General features: G+C 67.7%; 25 protein-coding genes. 11 read left to right on the top strand and 14 right to left on the bottom strand.

The window, feature by feature from the left end; all coding sequences use genetic code 11:
• Positions 1–12 precede the first annotated feature (12 nt).
• Positions 13–279, top strand: coding sequence for a PilZ domain-containing protein (locus GV001_RS01345; RefSeq protein WP_160077373.1), 267 nt, complete (start codon positions 13–15; stop codon positions 277–279).
• 140 nt (positions 280–419) lie between these two features.
• Here the strand turns inward: GV001_RS01345 and GV001_RS01340 are convergent, their stop codons facing one another.
• From GV001_RS01340 to def, 5 genes are read right to left on the bottom strand one after another with little or no spacing between them, the layout of a single operon-like run.
• Complete coding sequence (locus GV001_RS01340; RefSeq protein WP_160077371.1) at positions 420–740, bottom strand: tetratricopeptide repeat protein; 321 nt, start codon at positions 738–740, stop codon at positions 420–422.
• A gap of 9 nt (positions 741–749) precedes the next feature.
• Complete coding sequence (gene trkA, locus GV001_RS01335; RefSeq protein ID WP_160077369.1) at positions 750–2,123, bottom strand: Trk system potassium transporter TrkA; 1,374 nt, start codon at positions 2,121–2,123, stop codon at positions 750–752.
• A gap of 12 nt (positions 2,124–2,135) precedes the next feature.
• On the bottom strand, positions 2,136–3,446 hold the full coding sequence (rsmB, locus tag GV001_RS01330; protein WP_160077367.1) for a 16S rRNA (cytosine(967)-C(5))-methyltransferase RsmB: 1,311 nt from the start codon (positions 3,444–3,446) through the stop codon (positions 2,136–2,138).
• Positions 3,447–3,459: 13 nt separating this feature from the next.
• Positions 3,460–4,389, bottom strand: a complete 930-nt coding sequence (gene fmt / locus GV001_RS01325; protein WP_160077365.1) for a methionyl-tRNA formyltransferase — start codon at positions 4,387–4,389, stop codon at positions 3,460–3,462.
• 60 nt (positions 4,390–4,449) lie between these two features.
• On the bottom strand, positions 4,450–4,956 hold the full coding sequence (def, locus tag GV001_RS01320) for a peptide deformylase (protein WP_160077363.1): 507 nt from the start codon (positions 4,954–4,956) through the stop codon (positions 4,450–4,452).
• 133 nt (positions 4,957–5,089) lie between these two features.
• Between def and GV001_RS01315 the strand changes: the two genes are divergently transcribed.
• The 3 genes from GV001_RS01315 (at position 5,090) to GV001_RS01305 (ending at position 7,877) form a co-directional block, all read left to right on the top strand.
• Entirely contained in the window at positions 5,090–6,115 is a 1,026-nt protein-coding gene (locus GV001_RS01315) for a LysM peptidoglycan-binding domain-containing protein (RefSeq protein WP_160077361.1), read from the top strand.
• Positions 6,116–6,188: 73 nt separating this feature from the next.
• On the top strand, positions 6,189–7,277 hold the full coding sequence (dprA, locus tag GV001_RS01310; RefSeq protein WP_160077359.1) for a DNA-processing protein DprA: 1,089 nt from the start codon (positions 6,189–6,191) through the stop codon (positions 7,275–7,277).
• Between the two features lie 42 nt (positions 7,278–7,319).
• Positions 7,320–7,877 carry an L-threonylcarbamoyladenylate synthase gene (locus GV001_RS01305; protein ID WP_160077357.1) on the top strand — a complete coding sequence of 186 codons (558 nt, stop codon included), beginning with the start codon at positions 7,320–7,322 and terminating at the stop codon, positions 7,875–7,877.
• Positions 7,878–7,981: 104 nt separating this feature from the next.
• On the opposite strand, the gene GV001_RS01300 is transcribed toward GV001_RS01305, so the two are convergent.
• Entirely contained in the window at positions 7,982–8,959 is a 978-nt protein-coding gene (locus tag GV001_RS01300) for an NADPH:quinone reductase (RefSeq protein ID WP_160077356.1), read from the bottom strand.
• 119 nt (positions 8,960–9,078) lie between these two features.
• Here GV001_RS01300 and hemF point away from each other — a divergent pair, with 119 nt between their 5' ends.
• Complete coding sequence (gene hemF / locus GV001_RS01295) at positions 9,079–9,999, top strand: oxygen-dependent coproporphyrinogen oxidase (RefSeq protein ID WP_160077355.1); 921 nt, start codon at positions 9,079–9,081, stop codon at positions 9,997–9,999.
• Positions 9,996–10,817 (top strand): shikimate dehydrogenase, encoded by an 822-nt coding sequence (gene aroE, locus GV001_RS01290; protein WP_160077354.1) that lies wholly within the window; start codon positions 9,996–9,998, stop codon positions 10,815–10,817. The genes hemF and aroE overlap by 4 nt, the downstream gene beginning before the upstream one ends.
• A gap of 53 nt (positions 10,818–10,870) precedes the next feature.
• On the opposite strand, the gene GV001_RS01285 is transcribed toward aroE, so the two are convergent.
• On the bottom strand, positions 10,871–11,404 hold the full coding sequence (locus GV001_RS01285; protein WP_160077353.1) for a flavin reductase family protein: 534 nt from the start codon (positions 11,402–11,404) through the stop codon (positions 10,871–10,873).
• Between the two features lie 164 nt (positions 11,405–11,568).
• Between GV001_RS01285 and pbpG the strand changes: the two genes are divergently transcribed.
• Together pbpG and GV001_RS01275 are read left to right on the top strand one after the other, a co-directional pair.
• Complete coding sequence (gene pbpG, locus GV001_RS01280) at positions 11,569–12,483, top strand: D-alanyl-D-alanine endopeptidase (RefSeq protein WP_160077352.1); 915 nt, start codon at positions 11,569–11,571, stop codon at positions 12,481–12,483.
• Between the two features lie 92 nt (positions 12,484–12,575).
• Complete coding sequence (locus tag GV001_RS01275; RefSeq protein ID WP_160077351.1) at positions 12,576–13,106, top strand: transposase; 531 nt, start codon at positions 12,576–12,578, stop codon at positions 13,104–13,106.
• A gap of 97 nt (positions 13,107–13,203) precedes the next feature.
• Here the strand turns inward: GV001_RS01275 and GV001_RS01270 are convergent, their stop codons facing one another.
• The 3 genes from GV001_RS01270 to GV001_RS01260 all read right to left on the bottom strand — a co-directional run bounded on the left by GV001_RS01270 (position 13,204) and on the right by GV001_RS01260 (position 16,472).
• Positions 13,204–14,556, bottom strand: a complete 1,353-nt coding sequence (locus tag GV001_RS01270) for a glutamine synthetase family protein (RefSeq protein WP_160077350.1) — start codon at positions 14,554–14,556, stop codon at positions 13,204–13,206.
• Between the two features lie 16 nt (positions 14,557–14,572).
• On the bottom strand, positions 14,573–15,124 hold the full coding sequence (locus tag GV001_RS01265) for a helix-turn-helix domain-containing protein (RefSeq protein WP_372238567.1): 552 nt from the start codon (positions 15,122–15,124) through the stop codon (positions 14,573–14,575).
• Positions 15,125–15,185: 61 nt separating this feature from the next.
• Complete coding sequence (locus tag GV001_RS01260; protein WP_160077348.1) at positions 15,186–16,472, bottom strand: FAD-binding oxidoreductase; 1,287 nt, start codon at positions 16,470–16,472, stop codon at positions 15,186–15,188.
• Positions 16,473–16,663: 191 nt separating this feature from the next.
• On the opposite strand from GV001_RS01260, the gene GV001_RS01255 reads away from it, so the two are divergent.
• Positions 16,664–17,788, top strand: a complete 1,125-nt coding sequence (locus GV001_RS01255) for a M14-type cytosolic carboxypeptidase (protein WP_160077346.1) — start codon at positions 16,664–16,666, stop codon at positions 17,786–17,788.
• Between the two features lie 7 nt (positions 17,789–17,795).
• Here GV001_RS01255 and GV001_RS01250 read toward each other — a convergent pair whose 3' ends face one another.
• The 4 genes from GV001_RS01250 to trpB form a co-directional block, all read right to left on the bottom strand.
• Positions 17,796–18,029: a hypothetical protein gene (locus tag GV001_RS01250; protein ID WP_160077344.1), complete on the bottom strand. Its 234-nt coding sequence runs from the start codon at positions 18,027–18,029 to the stop codon at positions 17,796–17,798.
• Positions 18,030–18,201: 172 nt separating this feature from the next.
• On the bottom strand, positions 18,202–20,307 hold the full coding sequence (locus GV001_RS01245; protein ID WP_218582976.1) for a TonB-dependent siderophore receptor: 2,106 nt from the start codon (positions 20,305–20,307) through the stop codon (positions 18,202–18,204).
• Positions 20,308–20,471: 164 nt separating this feature from the next.
• Positions 20,472–21,281, bottom strand: coding sequence for a tryptophan synthase subunit alpha (gene trpA, locus GV001_RS01240; protein ID WP_160077342.1), 810 nt, complete (start codon positions 21,279–21,281; stop codon positions 20,472–20,474).
• Positions 21,278–22,486, bottom strand: coding sequence for a tryptophan synthase subunit beta (gene trpB, locus GV001_RS01235; RefSeq protein WP_160077340.1), 1,209 nt, complete (start codon positions 22,484–22,486; stop codon positions 21,278–21,280). Before trpB ends, trpA begins: the two co-directional genes overlap by 4 nt.
• A gap of 104 nt (positions 22,487–22,590) precedes the next feature.
• Between trpB and GV001_RS01230 the strand changes: the two genes are divergently transcribed.
• Together GV001_RS01230 and GV001_RS01225 are read left to right on the top strand one after the other, a co-directional pair.
• Complete coding sequence (locus GV001_RS01230; RefSeq protein ID WP_160077338.1) at positions 22,591–23,478, top strand: LysR family transcriptional regulator; 888 nt, start codon at positions 22,591–22,593, stop codon at positions 23,476–23,478.
• 97 nt (positions 23,479–23,575) lie between these two features.
• Positions 23,576–23,791, top strand: coding sequence for a dodecin (locus tag GV001_RS01225; protein WP_160077337.1), 216 nt, complete (start codon positions 23,576–23,578; stop codon positions 23,789–23,791).
• Positions 23,792–23,827 lie beyond the last annotated feature (36 nt).

The raw sequence follows: 23,827 nt of genomic DNA, 5'->3' as shown, positions 1-23,827 counted from the left end.
GACAGGGTAGGCATGGACAACAAGCGCGAGCACAACCGCACCCCGCTCAAGGTCCAGCTGCGCATCGACCATCCGGTGCATGGCCAGATGATGGTGACCACCCGCGACATTTCCGAGAGCGGCGTGTTCGTGGTGATCGACGATGCCCAGCGCCTGCTGCAGATCGGCGAGAAGGTCAGTGGCCAGGTGCAAGGCCTGCCCATGGAGGCGCCGGTGGTGCAGATGGAAGTGGTGCGCTTCGAGCCCAGTGGGGTCGCACTGATCTTCCAGCGCGACTGAGAGCCTTTCCAGGAGCTGCTGCGCGTCGGCGTTACTGCGTTAAAAGCCGCCTCGGGATGCTCATTTACAGCTGTAAACTCCGCTCCCTCGGCGGCTTTTGCCTTGTATCGCTCTAGCTCGCGAGCCCCTGAAAAGACTCTCTATTTTTCTGCCTTCTCCAGGCGGCGCAAAAACACCAGCATTTCCTTTTCCGTCTGCTTGTCGCCGCGCTTGCGCGCCACTTCCAGGCCGTTGTGCCAGGCCAGGCGTGCCTCCTCGAGCATGCCCTGGCGCAGGCAGGCCTGACCCAGCAGTTTCCACGCCGCCGAATAGTTGGGGTCGAAGCCCAGGCACTTCTGCAGGTGCTCGGCGGCCAGCGCCGGCTCGCCGGCGTCGAGGTAACCCTTGCCCAGGCCGAAGCGCAGCAGGGCGTTGTCGACGCCCTTGGCCAGCAGCTTTTCCAGGGAACTTGGGGTGGTCATGGCATGGGCTCAGAAGAAGGTCAGGCCTACCTGGAACAGGCGTTCCACATCGCGAATGTACTTCTTGTCGACCAGGAACAGAATCACATGGTCGCCCGACTCGATCAGGGTGTCGTCGTGGGCGATCAGCACTTCCTCGTCGCGGATGATAGCGCCGATGGTGGTGCCCGGCGGCAGGGCGATTTCCTCGATCATCCGCCCGACCACCTTGCTCGACTTGGCGTCACCATGGGCGATGGCCTCGATGGCTTCCGCCGCACCGCGGCGCAGCGAGTGCACGCTCTCGATATCGCCGCGACGCACGTGGGTCAGCAGGGTGCCGATGGTGGCCAGCTGCGGGCTGATGGCGATGTCGATATCGCCGCCCTGGACCAGGTCGACATAGGCCGGGTTGTTGATGATGGTCATCACCTTGCGTGCGCCGAGGCGCTTGGCCAGCAGGGACGACATGATGTTGGCCTCGTCGTCGTTGGTCAGGGCCAGGAAGATGTCGGCGTCGTTGATGTTCTCTTCCACCAGCAGGTCGCGATCGGAGGCGCTGCCCTGCAGGACGATGGTGCTTTCCAGGTTCTCCGAGAGGTAGCGGCAGCGCGCCGGGTTCATCTCGATGATCTTCACCTGGTAGCGGCTCTCGATGGCCTCGGCCAGGCGCTCGCCGATATGCCCGCCGCCGGCGATCACCACCTTCTTGTAGCTGTCTTCGAGGCGGCGCATTTCGCTCATTACCGCACGGATATGGGCCTTGGCGGCGATGAAGAACACCTCGTCGTCGGCTTCGATCACCGTGTCGCCCTGCGGCATGATCGGCCGGTTGCGACGGAAGATCGCCGCCACCCGGGTATCGACGTTGGGCATGTGCTGGCGCAGCTGCTTGAGCTGCTGACCGACCAGCGGGCCGCCGTAGTAGGCCTTGACCGCCACCAGCTGGGCCTTGCCCTCGGCGAAGTCGATCACCTGCAGGGCGCCGGGGTATTCGATCAGGCGCTTGATGTAGTTGGTCACCACCTGCTCGGGGCTGATCAGCACGTCGACCGGGATCGCCTCGTTGTCGAACAGGCCGGCGCGGGTCAGGTAGGCCGCCTCGCGCACCCGGGCGATCTTGGTCGGGGTGTGGAACAGGGTGTAGGCGACCTGGCAGGCGACCATGTTGGTCTCGTCGCTGTTGGTCACCGCCACCAGCATGTCGGCGTCGTCGGCGCCGGCCTGGCGCAGCACGGTGGGGAAGGAACCGCGGCCGACCACGGTGCGGATGTCCAGGCGGTCGCCGAGGTCGCGCAGGCGATCGGCATCGGTGTCGACCACGGTGATGTCGTTGGCCTCGCCGGACAGGTGTTCGGCCAGTGTGCCGCCGACCTGGCCGGCGCCGAGAATGATGATTTTCACGCGATCACTCCGTTAGCCGCGTGACGCGGCAATCTTGATCAGCTTGGCATAGTAGAAGCCGTCGTGGCCGTCGACCTGCGGCAGCAGCTGGCGGCCGTGGGGCGACGGCACGCCGAAGGCGCCGGAAATGGCCAGCTCGCGCGCACCCGGGGTACGGGCGAGGAAGGCGGCGATGTTGTCGCTGTTTTCCTGCGGCAGCACCGAGCAGGTGGCGTACAGCAGCACGCCGCCAACCTCCAGGGTCGGCCACAGGGCATCCAGCAGTTCGCCCTGCAGCTGCGCCAGGGCGGCAATATCTTCAGGTTGGCGGGTCAGCTTGATGTCCGGATGGCGGCGGATCACCCCGGTGGCCGAGCAGGGTGCGTCCAGCAGGATGCGCTGGAACGGCTGGCAGTCCCACCAGGCGGCGGTGTCGCGGCCGTCGGCGGCGATCAGGGTGGCGTCGAGCTGCAGGCGCTCGAGGTTTTCCTGCACCCGGGCCAGGCGGCTCGGCTCCAGATCCAGGGCGACTACTTGTTTGAGGCCTGGCTCGGCTTCGAGCAGGTGGCAGGTCTTGCCGCCGGGTGCGGCGCAGGCGTCCAGCACGCGCTGGCCGGGGGCCAGGTCGAGCAGCTCGGCGGCCAGCTGGGCGGCCTCGTCCTGCACGCTGACGCGGCCGTCCAGGAAGCCCGGCAGGGTCTTCACATCGCAGGGCGCAAGCAGGCGGATGCCGTCGCGGCTGAAGCTGCAGGGCACGGCCTCGAAGCCGGCAGCGCGCAGTTCGGCCAGGTAGGCGTCGCGGCTGCCGTGACGGCGGTTGACCCGCAGCAGCAGCGGCGGATGCTCGTTGTTGGCGGCGCAGATGGCCTGCCAGTGCTCGGGCCAGTCGGCCTTGAGGCGCTTCTGCAGCCAGCGCGGGTGTGCGGTGTGCAGCACCGGGTCGCGATCCAGCTCGGCCAGCAGCGCGGCATGATCGCGCTGGGCGTTGCGCAGTACGGCGTTGAGCAGGCCCTTGAGCGAGGGCTTCTTCAGCTTGTCGACGCAGGCCACCGTCTCGCCGATCGCCGCATGGGCCGGGATGCGGGTGTAGAACAGCTGGTACAGGCCGATCAGCAGCAGGGCTTCGACATCGCGGTCGGCGGCCTTGAACGGCTTCTGCAGCAGTTTGTCGGCGAGCAGAGCCAGGCGCGGTTGCCAGCGCGCGGCGCCGAAGGCCAGGTCCTGGGCCAGGCCGCGGTCGCGCGGCTCGACCTTGTCCAGCAGCGGCGGCAGGCTGCTGCCCAGCGAGGCCTTGCCATTCAGCACGGCGGCCAGGGCGCGGGCGGCGGCCAGGCGCGGATTCATTGGCGCCCCCTCATTACAACAGCACCAGGCCGGGAGCGAACTGCTCGCGGCGGCTGTTGTACAGGTCGGCGAAATTCAGCGGCTTGCCACCGGGCAGCTGCAGGCGGGTCAGGCGCAGGGCGCCCGCGCCGCAGGCCACGGTCAGGCCGTCCTTGCTGGCGGCGAGGATCTGTCCGGGCTGGCCTGTGCCCTCGCCCAGGCTGGCGGCCAGCACTTTCAGCGGCTCGCCGTTCAGGCTGCTGTGGCAGATCGGCCAGGGGTTGAAGGCGCGCACCAGGCGCTCCAGCTCGTCGGCCGGCCGGCTCCAGTCCAGGCGCGCTTCGTCCTTGTTCAGTTTGTGCGCGTAGGTGGCCTGGCTGTCGTCCTGCACTTCGCCGTGCAGCGGGCCTGCGGCCAGTTTGCTCACCGCCTCGATCACTGCTGCCGAACCGAGCTGGGCCAGGCGGTCGTGCAGGCTGCCGCCGGTATCGTCGGCGGTGATGGGAGTGCTGACCTTGAGCAGCATCGGCCCGGTATCCAGGCCGGCCTCCATCTGCATCACAGTCACCCCCGAGCTGGCATCGCCGGCCTGCACCGCGCGCTGGATCGGCGCGGCGCCGCGCCAGCGTGGCAGCAGCGAGGCGTGGCTGTTGATGCAGCCCAGGCGCGGGGTGTCCAGCACCACCTGCGGCAGGATCAGGCCGTAGGCCACCACCACCATCAGGTCCGCACCCAGGCTCTTGAGCTCGGCCTGGGCGGCCGGGTCGCGCAGGGTCTGCGGCTGGTACACGGCAATCCCGTGCTGCAGGGCCAGCTGCTTGACCGGGCTGGGCGCGAGCTTTTGCCCGCGCCCGGCGGGACGGTCCGGCTGGGTGTAGACGGCGACGACCTGGCGGCCGGCGTCGAGCAGGGCCTGCAGGTGCTGGGCGGCGAATTCCGGGGTGCCGGCAAAAACGATACGCATGGATGACTCGCTACAGGAAAAGAAAAAGGCTTGCCGCAGCAAGCCTTTGGATATCGGGGGTCAAGCTTGCTGGCGGTGCTGTTTTTCCAGCTTCTTCTTGATCCGGTCGCGTTTGAGGCTGGACAGGTAGTCGACGAACAGCTTGCCGTTGAGGTGGTCGCACTCATGCTGGATGCACACCGCCAGCAGGCCTTCGGCGATCAGCTCGTAGGGCTGGCCGGTACGGTCCAGTGCCTTGATCCTGACCTTCTGCGGGCGGTCGACGTTCTCGTAGAAGCCCGGTACCGACAGGCAGCCTTCCTGGTACTGGTCCATCTGTTCGGTCAGCGCTTCGAACTCGGGGTTGATGAACACCCGCGGCTCGCTCTTGTCCTCGGACAGGTCCATCACCACCAGGCGCTTGTGCACGTTGACCTGGGTCGCGGCCAGGCCGATGCCGGGCGCGGCGTACATGGTCTCGAACATGTCGTCGATCAGCTGTTGCAGCGCGCCGTCGAACTGGGTGACCGGCTTGGCAATGGTGCGCAGGCGCGAGTCGGGAAATTCGAGGATGTTGAGAATCGCCATAGATGTTTGTGATGCACTTGTGGAATAAAGTCAAAAAGCGCTGCTAAGATGATGAACAGCTTTGAAAAACGGCTTTGAAGCCACGTATTCTGCGGCTTACAGGCGCCAGCCACATAATAAAGGGATTCACCGCATGAGGAAATCACTACTCGCCCTGCTGCTTCTCGCCGTTGGCGGTCTAGCCCAGGCAGAAGTGCAGCTCAAGGAAGGTCACCCAGACCGCTATACCGTCACCAAGGGTGACACGCTCTGGGATATTTCTGGCAAGTTCCTCAGCCAGCCGTGGAAGTGGCCCGAACTGTGGCATGCCAACCCGCAGATCGAGAACCCGCACCTGATCTACCCGGGTGATACCCTGAGCCTGATCTACATCGATGGCCAGCCGCGCCTGACCCTCAATCGCGGCGCGTCGCGCGGCACCATCAAGCTGTCGCCGCAGGTACGCAGCACGCCGATTGCCGAGGCGATTCCCGCCATTCCGCTGGAAGCGATCAACAGCTTCCTGCTGAGCAACCGCATCGTCGACACCCCGGAAGATTTCACCCAGCAGCCCTACATCGTGGCCGGCAACGCCGAACGCGTGGTCAGCGGCTCGGGTGATCGCATCTATGCCCGCGGCACTTTCAGTCAGTCCGACCCGGCGTATGGCATCTTCCGCCAGGGCAAGGTCTACACCGATCCGCAGACCAATGAGTTCCTCGGCATCAATGCCGACGATATCGGCAGCGGCGAAGTGGTGGCCCAGGAAGGTGATATCGCCACTGTCAGTCTGAGCCGCACCACCCAGGAAGTGCGTCTGGGTGATCGCCTGTTCCCTACCGAGGAGCGTGCGGTCAATTCGACCTTCATGCCCAGCGAGCCGGCCACCGAGGTTGATGGGGTGATTCTCGATGTACCGCGCGGCGTGGCCCGTATCGGCCAGTTCGACGTGGTCACCCTGAACAAGGGCAAGATCGACGGCCTCAGCGAAGGCAACGTTCTGGCAATCTACAAGACCGGCGAAACCGTTCGCGATCGCATCACCGGTGAGTCGGTGAAGATCCCGGACGAGCGTTCCGGCCTGCTGATGGTGTTCCGCACCTACGAGAAACTCAGCTACGGTCTGGTGCTGTACGCCACCCGTGACCTGGCGCTGATGGACAAGGTGAAGAACCCCTGATACCCGGAACCCCCGCCACTGCGGGGGTTCTGCTTTCTGGCTCATTCGCGTTAGCCGATCAAGGATGATCGCTATGACCACAATCTCTCCTGCCGAACTCGAGGCGCGCCTGCGCCTGCACTGTCTGCCCGAACTGGGGCCCCGGCGTTTCCGTCGTCTGCTCGATGCCTTCGGTTCGGCATCCGCCGCCCTCAGCGCGCCGGCTTCGGCCTGGCGTTCACTGGGCTTGCCGGCGGCCTGCGCGGAACTGCGCCGCGCGGCGAAAACCCGTGAGCGGGCGGCGCAGGCGCTGGCCTGGCTGGAGCAAGCCAACCAGCATCTGCTGATGTGGGACCAGCCGGCCTATCCGGCGCTGCTCGCCGAACTGGTCGATGCCCCGCCGCTGCTGTTCGTCGCCGGCGATCCGGGCATTCTCGAACTGCCGCAACTGGCGGTGGTCGGCAGCCGCCGCGCCTCGCGCCCGGGGCTGGATACCGCCCAGGCCTTTGCCCGCAGCCTGGCCGGCGGCGGTTTCGTCATCACCAGCGGCCTGGCCCTGGGCATCGATGGCGCGGCCCACCAGGGCGCGCTGGATGCCGCCGGCAAGACGGTGGCGGTGCTCGGCACTGGCCTGTTGCGGCCTTATCCGCAGCGCCATGTCGGCCTGGCCGCACGGATCGTCGAGGGTGGCGGCGCGCTGGTCTCCGAGCTGCCGCTGGACTGCCCGCCGCAGGCCAGCAACTTCCCCCGGCGCAATCGCATCATCAGCGGCCTGGCCCTGGGCGTGCTGGTGGTCGAGGCCAGCCCGTCCAGTGGTTCGCTGATCACCGCCAAGCTGGCAGCCGAACAGGGCCGCGAGGTCTACGCGATTCCCGGCTCGATCCATCATCCCTGTGCGCGTGGCTGTCACCAGCTGATCCGCGATGGTGCGACGCTGGTCGAGAGTGTCGAGCATATCCTCGAGGCCCTGCGCGGCTGGCAGAGTGTGCCGCCCGCCTCCGCCAGCCTGCCGGCCGACGAGCATCCGCTGCTGCTGCACCTGCGCGCGTCGCCGCAGAGCAGCGAAAGCCTGGCGCAGGCCTGCGGCTTGGCGCTGGGCGAAACCCTGGCGCTGTTGACCGAGCTGGAGCTGGAGGGTCGCGTGGTGTGCGAGGCGGGGCGCTGGCTACACCGCGCCGGCTGAGGCCGGTACACTCGCGCCAGTGATTCTGGCCGGGGGGTAGGCATGCATAGCAGTTGGCAGGTACAGCGCATCGCGCAGATCGTTGGTCAGGGCGGGGTGATCGCCTACCCGACCGAGGCCGTCTGGGGCCTGGGTTGCGATCCGTGGAACGGGGGCGCGGTGGAACGCCTGCTAGCGCTCAAGGATCGTCCGCTGCACAAGGGCCTGATCCTGGTGGCAGACAACATTCGCCAGTTCGACTTCCTCCTCGAAGACCTGCCCGAGCGCTGGGTCGACCGCCTGGCCAGCACCTGGCCGGGGCCGAACACCTGGCTGGTGCCGCACCAGGACCGCCTGCCCGCGTGGATCACCGGGCAGCACAACAGCGTGGCCCTGCGCGTCAGCGACCATCCGCTGGTGCGCGACCTCTGCGCCCTCACCGGCCCGCTGGTGTCGACCTCGGCCAATCCGGCCGGGCGTCCGTCCGCCCGTTCGCGCCTGCGCGTCGAGCAGTACTTCCATGGCCGGCTCGACGGCGTGCTCGGCGGTGCCCTCGGTGGACGGCGCAATCCCAGCCTGATCCGCGACCTGCAGACCGGCGATGTGGTGCGCCCGTCGTAGGTTGGGTTGAGCGCAGCGAAGCCCAACGGGCGGTCCTACCGGCGGCTCTGCGGCTGAGCCAGTTATCGCCCGTTGGGCTTCGTCGCGTTGCTCCTCAACCCAACCTATGGCAACAGGATGGTCGAGCCGGTGGTCTGCCGGCTGCTCAGCGCCTCGTGGGCCCTGGCCGCCTCGGCCAGGGCGAAGCGCTGGCCGATGTCCACCCGCAGCTGGCCGCCGGCGACCAGGGCGAACAGCTCGTTGGCCATCGCCTGCAGGCGCTCGGCCGTGTTGGCGTAGTGGCCCAGGGTCGGCCGGGTGACATACAGCGAGCCCTTCTGCGCCAGGAGGCCCAGGTTCACCCCGGTGACCGCTCCCGAGGCGTTGCCGAAGCTGACCAGCAGGCCGCGCGGCGCCACGCAGTCCAGCGACATTTCCCAGGTGTCCTTGCCCACCGAGTCGTAGACCACCGGGCACTTCGCCCCGCCGGTCAGCTCCAGTACCCGCGCCGGCACGTCCTCGCGGCTGTAGTCGATGGTCGCCCAGGCGCCGTGGGCCTTGGCCAGCGCGGCCTTTTCCGCTGACGACACGGTGCCGATCAGCTGCACGCCGAGCGCCCGCGCCCACTGGCAGGCAAGCAGGCCGACGCCGCCGGCCGCGGCGTGCCAGAGAATGGTCTGCCCGGCTTGCACCGCGTAGGTCTGGCGCAGCAGATACTGCACGGTGAGGCCCTTGAGCATCAGCGCCGCGGCCTGCTCGAAGCCGATCGAGTCCGGCAGCCTGACCAGGTGGCTGGCCGGCAGCACGTGCAGCTCGGCGTAGGCGCCCAGCGGCCCGGTGGCATAGGCGACGCGGTCGCCGACCTTGAGGTGGGTTACCGCGCTGCCCACCGCCTCCACCTCGCCGGCCGCCTCGCTGCCCAGCCCCGAGGGCAGCGCCGGCGGTTGGTACAGGCCGCTGCGGTAGTAGGTGTCGATGAAGTTCAGGCCGATTGCCCGGTTGCGTACCCGCACTTCCTGCGGGCCCGGCTCGGCGGGAGTGAAGTCGGTGTATTCGAGCACTTCGGGGCCGCCGTGGCGGGAGAACTGGATGCGCTTGGCCATGTCCGCGATTCCTTGACGAAAGAGCCTCCATGCAAGCGCTCCGGCTGACCGCCGTCAAGCCTGCGGGACGGACGACGATGGTATGCTTGCGCCCTTTCCAGCTCGTCCGGATGACTGCCGTGAGTGACCGTACCCAGGCCGTGAAGGCCTACCTGCTCGACCTGCAAGACCGTATCTGCGCCGCCCTCGAAGCCGAGGACGGCGGCACCCGCTTCTTCGAGGACAGCTGGCAGCGCCCGGCCGGTGGCGGCGGCCGCACCCGGGTGATCGAGAACGGCGCGCTGATCGAGAAGGGCGGGGTCAACTTCTCCCACGTGTTCGGCGACAGCCTGCCGCCGTCGGCCAGCGCCCATCGTCCGGAACTGGCCGGGCGCGGCTTCGAGGCCATGGGCGTGTCCCTGGTGATCCACCCGGAAAACCCGCACGTGCCCACCTCCCACGCCAACGTGCGCTTCTTCAGCGCCGAGAAGGAAGGCGAGGAGCCGGTCTGGTGGTTCGGCGGCGGCTTCGACCTGACCCCCTACTACGCCCATGAGGAAGACTGCGTGCACTGGCACCAGGTGGCCCGCGCCGCCTGCGCGCCGTTCGGCGCCGAGGTCTACCCGAAGTACAAGGAATGGTGCGACCGCTACTTCCACCTGAAGCACCGCGGCGAGCCGCGCGGCATCGGCGGGCTGTTCTTCGACGACCTCAACCAGTGGGACTTCGACACCAGCTTCGCCTTCCTGCGCGCCATCGGCGATGCCTACATCGACGCCTACCTGCCCATCGTCCAGCGCCGCAAGGCCACCCCCTTCACCGAGGCGCAGCGCGAGTTCCAGGCCTACCGCCGGGGCCGCTACGTCGAGTTCAACCTGGTGTTCGACCGCGGCACCCTGTTCGGCCTGCAGTCGGGCGGGCGCACCGAGTCGATCCTCATGTCCCTGCCGCCGCACGTGCGCTGGGGCTACGACTGGAAGCCGCAGCCCGGCACGGCGGAAGCGCGCCTGACCGAGCACTTCCTCAAGGATCGCGACTGGCTGGCGGAGGCCGGGCTGTGACCGATCGCTATGGCGTATTCGGCAACCCCATCGGCCACAGCAAGTCGCCGCTGATCCATCGTCTGTTCGCCGCCCAGACCGGCCAGGATCTCTCCTACGAGGCCCTGCTGGCGCCGCTGGACGACTTCGCCGGTTTCGCCCGCGCCTTCTTCGAGACCGGCCTGGGCGCCAACGTCACGGTGCCGTTCAAGGAGGAGGCCTATCGCCTGGCCGACGAGCTGAGCGAACGCGCCCGCCGCGCCGGCGCGGTGAACACCCTGAAGAAGCTGGCCGACGGCCGCCTGCTCGGCGACAACACCGATGGCGCCGGCCTGGTGCGTGACCTCACAGTGAATGCCGGGCTCGACCTGGCCGGCCAGCGCATCCTCCTGCTCGGTGCCGGCGGCGCCGTGCGCGGCGTGCTGGCGCCGCTGCTGGCGCACAATCCGCAGGCGCTGGTGATCGCCAACCGCACGGTGGCCAAGGCCGAGCAGCTGGCCCACGAATTCGCCGACCTCGGCCCGGTGGCCGCCAGCGGCTTCGACTGGCTCAGCGAGCCGGTCGACCTGATCATCAACGGCACCTCGGCCAGCCTGGCCGGCGAGCTGCCGCCGATCGAGCCGAGCCTGATTCGGCCCGGCCACACCGTCTGTTACGACATGATGTACGGCAAGCAGGCGACCGCGTTCAACCTCTGGGCCGCCGAGCATGGTGCCGCGCGCTGCATCGACGGCCTGGGCATGCTGGTGGAGCAGGCCGCCGAGGCCTTCCTGCTGTGGCGCGGCGTGCGGCCGGACAGCGCGCCGGTGCTGGCCGAGCTGCGCAGGCAACTCGCCTGAGCTGATGCCCTGCCTGCTGATCCGCAGCCGCGACTTCGACCTGCCGCGCCGGCCTAGGGCATGCGCGAGGCCAGCACGATCTCCTCGCCGGCCAGCATGAAGGTGCCGTAGCCGCGGTGGTGCAGGGTCTGCGGCTGGCTCACGCCGGGGTCGTGCCAGGCCTTGAGGACTTCCAGCACGAAGAAGTTGTAGGTGTTCACCAGGCGCGTATCGACCACCCGGCATTCCAGGTTGGCGAAGCATTCGGCGATCAGCGGCGCCTCGACCAGGCTGGCCGGCTCGGCGTGCAGGCCGAAGGCGGCGAACTTGTCCAGGTTGCGCCCTGAGCTGTTGCCGCAGGCCACCACCTGCTCGGCCAGGTCGCGCTGGGGGATGTTCAGCGTGCAAACCCGGCGGTTCTTCAGCGCTGCGAAGGAGAAGTCGTTGCCGCTGACCACGCAGCCGATCAGCGGCGGCTCGAACTCCATCATGCAGTGCCAGGACATCGGCATGACATTGGGCACACCACGGCGCTGGGTGCCGAGCAGCAGCACCGGGCCCGGCTCGATCAGGCGATAGACCTCGGATAACGGCAGCGGGCTTTTCATGGCGGGCCTCGGTGGTTAGGGATGGCGCTTGCCCCACTCTACTCCGCGCCACGGCCCCTGCCAGCCGGGAAAAAGCGCTCCGGCCTGTCATCGGCCTGACTTATACTGACAAGGCCTGCACGGACGCCCTGGCCTCTTCATTCCTACTCCAGGGGACCGTCTCCGTGAATATCCGTCATTCGCTCGTTGGCCTGTTGCTCGCCGGCCTGGCCATGGTTGCTTCGTCCGTCAGCGCGGCCGAACGCAGCGGCGCGACCCAGGAGCTCGCCTCCGGCAGCGCCCTGCTGGTCGACCTCAAGACCAATCAGGTTCTCTATTCGAGCAACCCCGACCTGCAGGTGCCGATCGCCTCGGTCACCAAGCTGATGACCGCCATGGTCACCCTGGATGCCGGGCTGCCCATGGAACAGAGCCTGCCCATCGTGATCAAGGACGTGCACGAGATGCGCGGGGTCTATTCGCGGGTGCGCATCGGCAGCGAGCTGAGCCGCCGCGACATGCTCCGGCTGACCCTGATGTCCTCGGAAAACCGCGCCGCCTCCAGCCTGGCCCACCACTACCCGGGCGGCGTGCCGGCCTTCGTCGCGGCGATGAACGCCAAGGCCCGCGCCCTGGGCATGACGCGCACCCGCTACAGCGAGCCGACCGGGCTGTCGCAAGGCAACGTCTCCACCGCCAGCGACCTGGTCAAGCTGGTCAAGGCCAGCGCCCAGTACCCGCTGATCGGCCAGTTCAGCAGCACCCGCGAGCACACCCAGGCCTTCCGCAAGCCGGCCTATACCCTGGGCTTTCGCAACACCAACGGCCTGGTGCACAAGCCCAACTGGAGCATCCAGCTGACCAAGACCGGCTTCACCAACGCCGCCGGTCACTGCCTGGTGATGCGCACGCAGATGGCCGGCAAGTCGGTGGCCTTCGTGGTGCTGGATGCCTTCGGCAAGTACACCCACATGGCCGATGCCAATCGCCTGAAGAAGTGGCTGGAAACCGGCCAGGTGACCAAGGTGGCGCCGGCGGCGCTGGCCTACAAGAAGCAGCGGCAGGTCGAGCGGGCGCGCACCATGCAGGCGGCGCAGTAACGGCGCCGTAGCTTCGTAGGATGGGTGGAGGAGCGCAGCGCCGATACCCATCGCGCTAGACTGCAACGCGGACATGCAAGGGAATGCAGCCGATGACCGCTTATCGACGGGACCGTACACCAGGTGCTACCTGGTTTTTCACTCTCAACCTGGCCGACCGCAGTCAACGTTTGTTAGTCGAGAGAGTTGATCTGCTACGGGCCAGTTTCCGTCATGTAATGCTCCGCCACCCTTGGCACATCGACGCGATAGTCATTCTGCCCGACCACCTGCATGCCTTGTGCACCTTGCCAGCCAACGATGCCAACTTCTCCTTGCGCTGGCGCCTGATCAAGACTGGCTTCTCCAGAGCCTTACCACGCGATGAGCGCATCTCTCCCAGCCGACAGAGCAAAGGTGAGCGCGGAGTCTGGCAGCGCCGCTATTGGGAGCACCGCATCCGTGACGAAGATGACTTCCGCCGCCACGTTGATTACATCCACCACAACCCACGCAAGCACGGCCATGTGCAATGCGTTGCCGACTGGCCGTGGTCATCGTTCCATCGTTATGTGCAGGCCGGACTGTTGCCCGCAGATTGGGCGGGTGGGGATATATCACTCTTGCAGGCAGGTGAATCGTAGGATGGGTTGAGCCGAAGGCGATACCCATCTATCGACGCCGCGATGGGTATCGGAGCTTTGCTCCTCAACCCATCCTACGGGGTGAATCTCCGGGGCCTTACAGGAACCAGCGATACTCCCGCGCGCTGACTTCGTTCATGAAGTCCAGGTGGTCCTGGCGCTTGTTCTCGCAGTAGACGAAGACGAACTCGCTGCCCAGCTTGTCCTTGACCACTGGGTGCGAGGCCATCGCTGCGACGGCGGTGAGCATGTCCTTGGGAAAGTCGATGCCGCTGCCACGGTCCTCGTTGAGCGAGGGTATCGGCTCGCGGGCCTGGTCCAGGCCGTATTCCATGCCGCTGAGAATGGCCGCCAGCACCAGGTAGGGGTTGGCGTCGGCGCCGGCCAGGCGGTGTTCGATGCGCAGGTTGCGGCCGTCCGACTCGGGGATGCGGATGCACGCATCGCGGTCCTCGAAGCCCCAGCTGGCCTTGCTCGCCGAGTTGACCATGGCGCCGTAGCGGCGGAAGGCGTTGTGGTTGGCGGCGAAGATCGGCATGCAGTTCGGCAGCAGTTCCAGGCAGCCGGCCACGGCGTGGCGCAGCGGGCGCTGCTGGTCGCCATCGAGCAGGTTGCGGCCGTCCTGGTCGTAGAGGCTGACGTGCACGTGCATGCCGCTGCCCGGTGCCTGCAGGTAGGGCTTGCTCATGAAGCTGGCGCGGTAGCCATGCTGCATGGCCACGCCGCGGGTGCTGCGGCAGAACAGCGCGGCCTGGTCGGCGGCGTGCAGGCCGTCGTCGCAGTGGGCGAAGTTGATCTCGAACTGGCCGGGGCCGAGTTCGGCGGTGATCACGTTGGCGTCCACGCCCTGTTCCCGCGCCGCTTCCACGGTTTCATGGAGCACGTCGGAGAAGCGCGTCAGGCGCTCGATGTGCATGTTCGGCTGGTCGTCGGCGTCGCCGGTCAGCGGGTCGCGGGGGAATTGCGGCAGGCCGTTCGAAAGCGCCCGGTCGAACAGGTAGAACTCCAGCTCGAAGGCCACCACCGGGCGAATGCCCCGTGCCTCCAGGCGCCTGAGTACGCGGGCCAGCACTTCGCGTGGCTCGAACTCGATGGGTGCCGCGGTGCCGTCGGAGCTGATCAGCATCTGCGCCATCGGCTGGTTTTCCCAGCGCACCGGCTTGAGGGTGCCGGGGATCAGGCGGCGCGGCGCATCCGGGTCGCCATCGTTGAAGCAGTAGTCGCCGATCGGGTGCAGGCCGCCCTGGGCGCCGAGCAGCACGCAGTTCTGCGGCACTTTCAGCGGGCCGCCGGCGGCGACCTTCTCCAGCATGTCCATGGGGTAGCGCTTGCCGTAGAAGTGCCCGGGAATGTCCAGGCAGATCAGTTCGACATAGCGCACGTCGGGGTGGGCGGCGCGGAAGGCGCGTACTTCGCTGAGCAGGTCGGGGAATTTCGTTGTTGTTGTCATGGGGGTATCTGCGCGGTCAGGTGAAGACCCAGAGCACTCGTGTGGGGAAATCGGTGAGGTTGGCGTAGCGGAACTGGGCGTGCGGCGGCAGCTGGAAGCTGTCGTTGGGGCCGAGGGTGACCGGTTCGGCGTCGTCGCCGTACCACAGGGTCAGCTCGCCTTCGAGGACGAAGCCGCCCTGCTCGGAGCTGTCGTCCAGGTGGCCTTCGCCGCTGCTGGCGCCGGGTTCGAGATGGCTTTCGAGCATGGAAAAGCCGCCGGACATGGTCGGCGAGGCCAGCACGTCGGTGATGCCGCCGGCGTAGTAGAGGGTGCGCCGCTCGTCCGGGCGGGTCACCCAGCGCACTTCGCGCGGCTTGTTCAGGCTGTAGAAGTAGGTGGTCGGCACGCCCAGCGCTTCGCTGATGGCGGTGAGGTCGGCCACGGTCGGGCGCGACAGGCCGCGCTCGACCTGGGACAGAAAGCCCACCGAGCGGCCGATGCGTTCGGCCAGTTCGTTGAGGGTGACGTTCTTGTGCTTGCGCAGGTCGCGCACCAGGATCGCCAGCCCTTCTATTTCATCCTGCATGTCCACGGGGTATTTCCTTCAATCGGGTTTCTGCTGGGCGCCAACCGTGCTGGCGGCCGGCTCAAATGGTGTCGCGCAGCCGGTACCAGGCCTTGCCCACCGCTTCGATCGGCGCGGCCAGCAGGTCGCCACCGGGGAAGCGCGGGTTGCTCAGGCCCTGATACAGGCCGAGCAGCTGTTCGTCGCCGAGGATCGCGTCGCTCACCGCGCGGGCGGCGGCCAGGGTCGGCAGGATGCCGTGGCCGGAGAAGCCCTGCAGCCAGTACTTCTGGCCCTGGCGGCCGACATCCGGGGTGCGGTGCATGGTGCAGTCGATATGGCCGCCCCAGCCGTAGTCGATCTGCACCCCGCGCAGCTGCGGGAAGACCCGCTCCAGGTACGGCCGGGTGGCCGCCGGCACGTCCTTGGGAATGCCGCCCAGGTAGGTGCAGCCGCCGCCGAACAGCAGGCGGTGGTCCGGGGTGACGCGGAAGTAGTCGGGGACGAACTGGTTGTCGATGGCGCAGGTGCCGCGCGGGAACAGCGAGCGCGCCAGTTCCGGGTCCAGCGGCGCGGTGGCCACCTGGTAGGAGCCGACCGGCAGCAGGCGCTTGGACAGCGTGCGGTCGAGGCCGTCGATATAGGCGTTGCAGGCCAGCACCAGCACGTCGCCGCGCACCTCGCCGTGCGCGGTGCGGGCCACGTAGCCCGAGCCGGTCTCGCGGTAGCCCAGCACCTGGCTCTGTTCGTAGATGCGCCCGCCGGCCGCCTCGATGGCGGCGGCCAGGCCCTGGGCCAGTTTCAGCGGGTTGAGGTGGGCACCACCGGCGTCATGCAGGGCGGCCAGGTAGCGCGGGCTGGCGATCCACTCGGGCAGGTCCTGCTTGGGGATGAAGCTCAGCTGCTGGTAGCCGTACTTCTGCTCGGCCTCTTCGAGACTCTCCTGCAGCTGGCGCACGCGGCGCGGCAGCACGGCGGTGTAGATCGCGCCGCTGCGGTAGTCGATGTCGAAGCCGTGGCGCAGGGGCAGCTCGCGCATCTCCTCGGCGGCCCAGGTCATGCTGTCCCACAGCAGGCGGGCGCGTTCCAGCCCCAGGGCCTTCTCGAACGGCGGCATGTCGCAGGACCAGCCCGGCAGGGCCTGGCCGCCATTGCGCCCGGAGGCGGCCCAGGCCAGGCGGCTGGCCTCCAGCAGCACCACCTGCTTGCCGGCCAGGGCCAGGCGCAGGGCGGTATGCAGGCCGCTGAAGCCGCCGCCGATGATCAGTATCTGGCACTCTTCGCTGCCGGCCTGGCTCGGACGCAGCGGGATGCTGCCGTAGGTAGCGGCGTAATAGGTGCCGATGTGCTGCGCGGATTGCTTGAACATACAGGCCTCGTGAAATTATCTGTTTTGTATTTCATGAAAAAATACATCAGATAATTCACGAAGCCAAGCCCGGCCGATGATCGGCGCTGCGCCGGGTCCCGTTTCGGCGCGCCGCGGGCACCGGGCGGATCGCGATGCACGGGCTGGCGGCGGCGGTTATCCTGCTGTCATTCCCAGCGAGAGGCCCGGCCATGCAGATTCGTAGCGACTTCGACAGCGGCAATATCCAGGTGCTGGACGCCGGCAACCCGCAGCAGGTGCGCCTGGCGATCCGCAAGGACTTCGCCAGCGAGCACTTCCAGTGGTTCCACTTCCTCGCCGAGGGCCTGACGCCCGGCCAGCGCCATGGCTTCAGCCTGGTCAATGCGCCGCAGTCCAGCTACAAGAATGCCTGGAGCGGCTACCAGGCGGTGGCCAGCTACGACGGCGAGGACTGGTTCCGCGTGCCGACCACCTACGACGAGGCGGGCCTGCACTTCGAACTGACCGCCGAGCAGACCCAGGCGCGTTTCGCCTACTTCGAGCCCTACAGTCGCGCCCGCCACGCCGCGCTGCTGGTGCGCGCGCTGGCCCTGCCGCAGGTCGCGCTGGCGGCCTGCGGCAGCAGCCTGCAGGGCCGCGAGCTGCCGCTGCTGCACGTGCGCGGCACGGCCAGCGCGCCGCGCAGGATCTGGCTGATTGCCCAGCAGCATCCGGGCGAGCACATGGCCGAGTGGTTTATGGAGGGGCTGATCGAGCGCCTGGAACGCGACGACGCGGAGCTGCGCACGCTGCTGGCCCAGGCCGATCTGTACCTGGTGCCGAACATGAACCCGGATGGCGCCTTCCTCGGCAACCTGCGCACCAACGCCGCCGGCCAGGACCTCAACCGTGCCTGGCAGGCGCCCTCGGCCGAGCGCAGCCCGGAAGTGCTGTTCGTCCAGCGGCAGATGGCCGCCATCGGCGTCGACGGCTTCCTGGATATCCACGGCGACGAGGAGATCCCCCACGTGTTCACCGCCGGCTGCGAGGGCAACCCCGGTTTCACGGCGCGCCTGGACACCCTGGAGCGGGAGTTCCGCCAGCGCCTGGTGGCCTGTGGCGAGTTCCAGGTGGAGCACGGCTACCCGCGCGACGAGCCGGGCCAGGCCAACCTGGCGCTGGCCTGCAACTGGGTCGGCGAAACCTACGACTGCCTGGCCTTCACCCTGGAGATGCCGTTCAAGGACCACGACGACAGCCCGCAGCCGCGCACCGGCTGGAACGGCGCGCGCTCCGGGCGCCTGGCCCACGCGGTGGTGACGGTGCTGGCGGCGCTGGCGGGCCGGTTGCGCTGAGTGGCGCCTAGATATCGACGCCCGGCTTCCAGCCCTTCTGGTTGCCGGCGCGGCGGTCCTGGCCGCTGCGCCGGTCGGCCTCGAAGCGCACGGTCTGGCGCCGTTCGCCGTTCTTGCGGCGGTCGCCCTGGTGATTGTCGCGGGTGTCGATCTGGAAGCTGGCCTTCTGCCTGGGCGCGTCCGGCGGCGGGAAGGACTCCTCCGGGGACTCCAGGCTGAGTTCGGAAAGATCGTCGTTCATGGCGGGGCTCCAACCTCCGCCGCTCGCCCGGAAACGGCGAACGGCTGGCGGAGGCTATCACCGCTCAGGCTAGCCAGGCGCCTGGGGCGCCGCCATGTCGTTCGTCCGGAAGGGCGGGCCGGCTGCATGTCCGCCCCGCTGCCGTTCGCGCCCGCTCCCCGGACGCCGATGCTCAGAAGCGGTAGTTGGCGCTCAGCTCCAGGGTGCGCGGCGCGCCGGGGGTGATCAGGTCCACCGAGCCGTGGGCGGAGGCGTAGTAGTCCTTGTTGGTCAGGTTGTTCAGGCGCAGCGCGGCGTCCCAGCTCGGTTCGTTGTACAGCAGGGCGGCGTCGAAGGTGGTGTAGCCGGGCATCACCGTCACGTTGTCCAGCGCGGTGTAGCGCTCGTCGACATAGTTGGCACCCATGCCCAGGCGCCAGCGCGGAGCCAGCTGGCGCACCAGCCAGAGGTTGGCGCTGTTGCGCGGGGTCAGGGTCGGCGTCTGGCCCTCGTTCGCCACGCCGTTGGTCTTGCTGTTGGACTTGGTGATCTCGGCGTCGAGGTAAGCATAGCCGCCGTAGACCTGCCACTTGTCGGTCAGCTCGCCGCTGAAGGTGGCCTCGAAGCCGTCGGTGCGCTGCTCGCCGGCGAGCACCAGCAGGGCCGGGTTGGCCGGGTCGGCAGTCTTCATGTTGGTGCGCTCGAGGCGAAACACCGCCGCGGTGAGCGACAGGCGGCCGTCGAACAGCTCCCACTTGCTGCCCAGCTCGTAGTTGGTGGTCTCCTCCGGTTCCAGGTCGGCATTGGCCGCGCTGACGGCGAACACTTCGCCCGAGGGCTGGTAGCCGCGGCTGACCGAGACGTAGTAGGACTGCACCTGGTCGGGCTGGTAGACCAGGCCGGCGCGCGGGCTCCAGGTCTTGTCGGTGCGGTCGAGATCGACGTTGGCCGCGCGCTCGTCGTCGTACTCCTGGCCGAAGATGTCGTAGCGCACGCCCAGCAGGGCCTTCCACTGCGCATTCAGCTCGATCAGGTCCTGCACGTAGAAGCCGGCGGTTTCCTGGAAGTTGGTGCCCTTGGCGGTCAGGGTGCTGGCATGCTCCGGCACGACGACCAGGGCGTCGCGATACACCGGCACCTGGGCCACGTTGCTCTGGCTGAACACGCGCTGGTGCTTGTCCTGATGGCCCAGTTCGACGCCGTAGAGCAGGCTGTGCTGCAGGCCGGCCAGCTGCACCTGCTGCTTCAGCTCGGTCTGGTTGAACACGCCGTATTCGTCGCGGGCGACGTTGCCGCGGTTCAGCTTGACCAGCAGCTCGCCGTTCGGCGCGGTGACGAAGCGTTTCGCGCCGGAGTCGGCCAGGGTGTTGTTGCGGTCCAGGTCGTAGTGGTAGTAGCGGGTGTTGTTGCTCAGGCTGAGGCCGTCGCCGATCTGGTAGTCGAAGCCGGCGGTCAAGGTGAACACCTCGCTGCGCGCGTAGTCCTGGTCCGGGTCGCCGGAGCCGAAGCGCTTGTCGCGGTCGACATCCACTGGGCGGCCGTCACGGGCGGGAATGCCGAAGTCGATCAGGCGCTGGTCGTACAGGTAGGTGGCGCCGAGGTTCAGCTCCAGGTCGTCGGACAGGCGGAAGTAGGCCGAGGGCGCAATGGCCTTGCGCTCGGTGTAGCCGTCGTCGCGGAAGGTGTCGCTGTCCTCCAGCGCGCCGGTGATGCGCAGGGCCTTGTCGCCCTGCTGCTGGTCGGCCCAGCCGGCATCGAACTGGCTGCGGCGCTGGCCTTCGCTGTCGAAGCTGACGCCGACTTCCTGTTGCGGGGCGAAGTTCGGCTTCTTGCTGACGTTGTTGATCAGCCCGCCGGAGGAGCCGCGACCGTAGAGCACGGCGGCCGGGCCCTTGATCACCTCGACCCGCTCGATATTGGACAGGTCGCGGAAGTACAGGGCGTCGTCGCGGAAGCCGTCGACGAAGATGTCGCCGATGGCGCTGAAGCCGCGGATGGTGACCTGGTCGCGCTGGCCGTCGCCGTTGGAGAGGCCGATGCCCGGCACGTTCTTCAGCACGTCCTCCATGGACTGGGCGCCCTGATCCTTGATCACGCTCTCGGGCACCACGTTCACCGTCTGCGGGATGTCGCGCAGCGGGGCATCGATCTTCAGCGCCCCCTTGCTCTCGGTGGCCTGGTAGCTCTGCTGGGCGTAGTCGCCCTGGATGGTGGTGGCCGGCAGGGTCGCGGCTGACAGGCTGGGGGCAATGAGTAGACCGACCAGTGGCAGGGTCGAGGGGATACGCGAGAAGATCACCGGACAGCTCCTTCGAAAATTGTTCACATATGATAACAATTCTTATAAGTATTTCGAGGGGCTATAACAACGGGGACGCAATCTTTCGCTCGAGCCTATGGCGCGGGCAGCAAAAAGCCGCTGCCTGCGCGAGCAGGACAGCGGCTTCGGTGGTGCGCGATGGCTTAGCGGCGCGCGCCGCGCACGCCCTCGGCCAGCTGGCGGCACAGGCCGAGCACGCCGTCCACGGCCTGCTGGTCGTTCTGCGCATTGGCGATCTGGTCGACCAGCGCCGAACCCACCACCACGCCGTCGGCCAGGCGGGCGATGGTCGCCGCATGTTCCGGGGTGCGGATGCCGAAGCCGATGCTGATCGGCAGGTCGGTGTGGCGGCGCAGGCGGGCCACGGCTTCCTGCACGTGCTCGATGCTGGCGCTGCCTGCGCCGGTGACGCCGGCCACCGAGACGTAGTAGACGAAGCCGGAGCTGCCGTTGAGCACGGTGGGCAGGCGCTTGTCGTCAGTCGTAGGCGTCGTCAGGCGGATAAAGTCGATGCCGGCGGCCTGGGCCGGTTCGCACAGGTCGACGTTATGTTCCGGCGGCAGGTCGACCACGATCAGGCCGTCCACCCCGGCGGCCTTGGCATCGGCGATGAAGCGCGGCACGCCGTAGTAGTGGATCGGGTTGAAGTAGCCCATCAGCACCAGCGGGGTGCTCTGGTCGCCTGCGCGGAATTCGCGGACCATCTGCAGGGTCTTGGCCAGGTTCTGCTTGCCGGCCAGGGCGCGGATGTTGGCCAGCTGGATGGCCGGGCCGTCGGCCATCGGGTCGGTGAAGGGCATGCCCAGTTCGATCACGTCGGCGCCGGCGGCCGGCAGGCCCTTGAGGATCGCCAGGGAGGCATCGTAGTGGGGGTCGCCGGCGGTGACGAAGGTCACCAGGGCGGCGCGGTTCTGCTGTTTCAGCTCGGCAAAGCGGCTTTGCAGGCGGCTCATGCTTTCTGCTCCTGTTCCATGTGGTGCATAACGGTCTGCATGTCCTTGTCGCCGCGGCCGGACAGGTTGACCACCATCAGGTGATCCTTGGGCAGCAGGGGCGCGCGCTTGAACACTTCGGCCAGGGCGTGGGAGCTCTCCAGCGCCGGGATGATGCCTTCCAGGCGGCAGCAGGTGTGGAAGGCCTGCAGCGCCTCGTGGTCGGTGATCGAGCAGTACTCGACGCGGCCGATGTCGTGCAGCCAGGCGTGCTCGGGGCCGATGCCGGGATAGTCGAGGCCGGCGGAAATCGAGTGGGCGTCGATGATCTGGCCGTCGTCGTCCTGCAGCAGAAAGGTGCGGTTGCCGTGCAGCACGCCCGGCACGCCGCCGTTCAGGCTGGCCGCGTGCTTGCCGGTGTCGATGCCGTGACCGGCCGCTTCGACGCCGATGATCTTCACGCTGGCGTCGTCGAGGAAGGGGTGGAACAGGCCCATGGCGTTGGAGCCGCCGCCGATGCAGGCGACCAGGCTGTCGGGCAGGCGCCCTTCCTTCTCCTGCATCTGCTCGCGGGTTTCCTTGCCGATCACCGCCTGGAAGTCGCGCACCATGGCCGGGTACGGGTGCGGGCCGGCGACGGTGCCGATCAGGTAGAAGGTGTTGTGCACGTTGGTCACCCAGTCGCGCAGCGCTTCGTTCATCGCGTCCTTCAGGGTGCCGGTGCCGGCGACGACCGGGATCACGGTGGCGCCCAGCAGCTTCATGCGGAACACGTTGGCCTGCTGCCGGTCGATGTCGGTGGTGCCCATGAAGATCACGCATTCCATGCCGAAGCGCGCGGCCACGGTGGCGGTGGCCACGCCGTGCATGCCGGCGCCGGTCTCGGCGATGATGCGTTTCTTGCCCATGCGCTTGGCCAGCAGGATCTGGCCGATGCAGTTGTTGATCTTGTGCGCGCCGGTGTGGTTCAGCTCTTCGCGCTTGAGGTAGATCTTGGCGCCGCCGCAGTGTTCGGTCAGGCGCTCGGCGAAGTACAGCGGGCTGGGACGGCCGACGTAGTCGCGCTGGAAGTAGGCCAGCTCCTCGAGGAAGGCCGGGTCCTGCTTGGCCTTCTCGTATTCGGCGGCCAGCTCGTGGATCAGCGGCATCAGGGTTTCGGCGACGTACTGACCGCCGAAGTGGCCGAACAGGCCGGTGGCGTCAGGGCCGGTGCGCAGTGAAGTCATGGGGCTCTCCCAGGGAGGATGTGCGATGGCGCCATTCTACCCCTGGCCGCTGCCCTGAAAAGCGATTAGATTGCCGTGACATGTCAGGAAAACTCACAAATACCATGAGCCGAGAACTGCCCCCGCTGAATGCCCTGCGCGCCTTCGAGGCCGCCGCCCGCCTGCAGAGCGTCAGCCAGGCCGCGGATGAACTGAGCGTTACCCATGGCGCGGTGAGCCGGCAGATCCGGTTGCTGGAGGAGCAGCTCGGGGTGGCCCTGTTCAGCAAGGACGGGCGCGGCGTAAAACTCACCGATTCCGGCATCCGCCTGCGCGATGCGGCGTTCGATGCCTTCGAGCGCCTGCGCAGTACCTGCGCCGAGCTCAAGCAGCAGCAGGTCGACGCCCCCTTCGTCCTCGCCTGCCCCGGCAGCCTGCTGGCGCGCTGGTTCATCCCGCGCCTGGATCGACTCAACCGCGAGCTGCCGGAGCTGCACCTGCAACTGTCGGCCAGCGAAGGCGAGCTGGACCCGCGCCGGCCCGGGGTGGACGCCACCCTGTGCTTCGCCGAGCCGCCCTGGCCGGCGGATATGCAGGTATTCGAGCTGGCCGCCGAGCGCATTGGCCCGGTGCTCAGCCCGCGCTACCAGGGCCACGACCGCCTGATCGCCGCGCCCGCCGCGGCGCTGCTCGGCGAGCCCTTGCTGCACACAGTGTCGCGTCCGCAGGCCTGGCCGCAGTGGGCCCGCGCGCAGCGCCTGGATGCCCGACGGCTGCAGCTGGGCCAGGGTTTCGAGCACCTCTACTACCTGCTGGAAGCGGCGGCGGCCGGCCTCGGCGTGGCCATCGCGCCGCAGCAGCTGGTCGCCGACGACCTGGCCGGCGGCCGCCTGCTGGCGCCCTGGGGCTTCGTCGAAACCCCGGCCCGGCTGGCCCTGTGGGTACCGGCGCGGGCTCGTGATGCGCGTGCCGAGCGTCTGGCGCAATGGCTGCGGCAGGAGCTGGCCGGCTGATTCTCGACCAGTGAAAAACCTAGGCGAGGCAACGCAGGTAGTTTTTCGCCGGCCTGCTAGCCTCAGACAGGAACAGTCCTGCCCGAGGAGAAGCAGCATGTCCGATCACCGCACCTACAAGAAGATCGAAGTTGTCGGTACCTCCAAGCTGAGCATCGAGGATGCCATCAGCAACGCCCTGGCCGAGTGTGCCAAGTCCGTGCGCAACATGGACTGGTTCGAGGTCATCGATACCCGTGGCCATATCGTCGACGGCAAGGTGGCGCATTACCAGGTCGAGCTGAAGGTCGGCTTCCGCATCGGCAATAGCTGAGGCGTTGGCAGAAATTCCCCGCTCCTTGCGCTAGGC

Origin of the sequence: Pseudomonas sp. 8AS (assembly GCF_902506505.1) — a bacterium.
Lineage (GTDB): Bacteria > Pseudomonadota > Gammaproteobacteria > Pseudomonadales > Pseudomonadaceae > Aquipseudomonas.
Note: the sequence above shows the minus strand (reverse complement) of the source record. Positions and strands in the feature narration are given on the sequence as shown.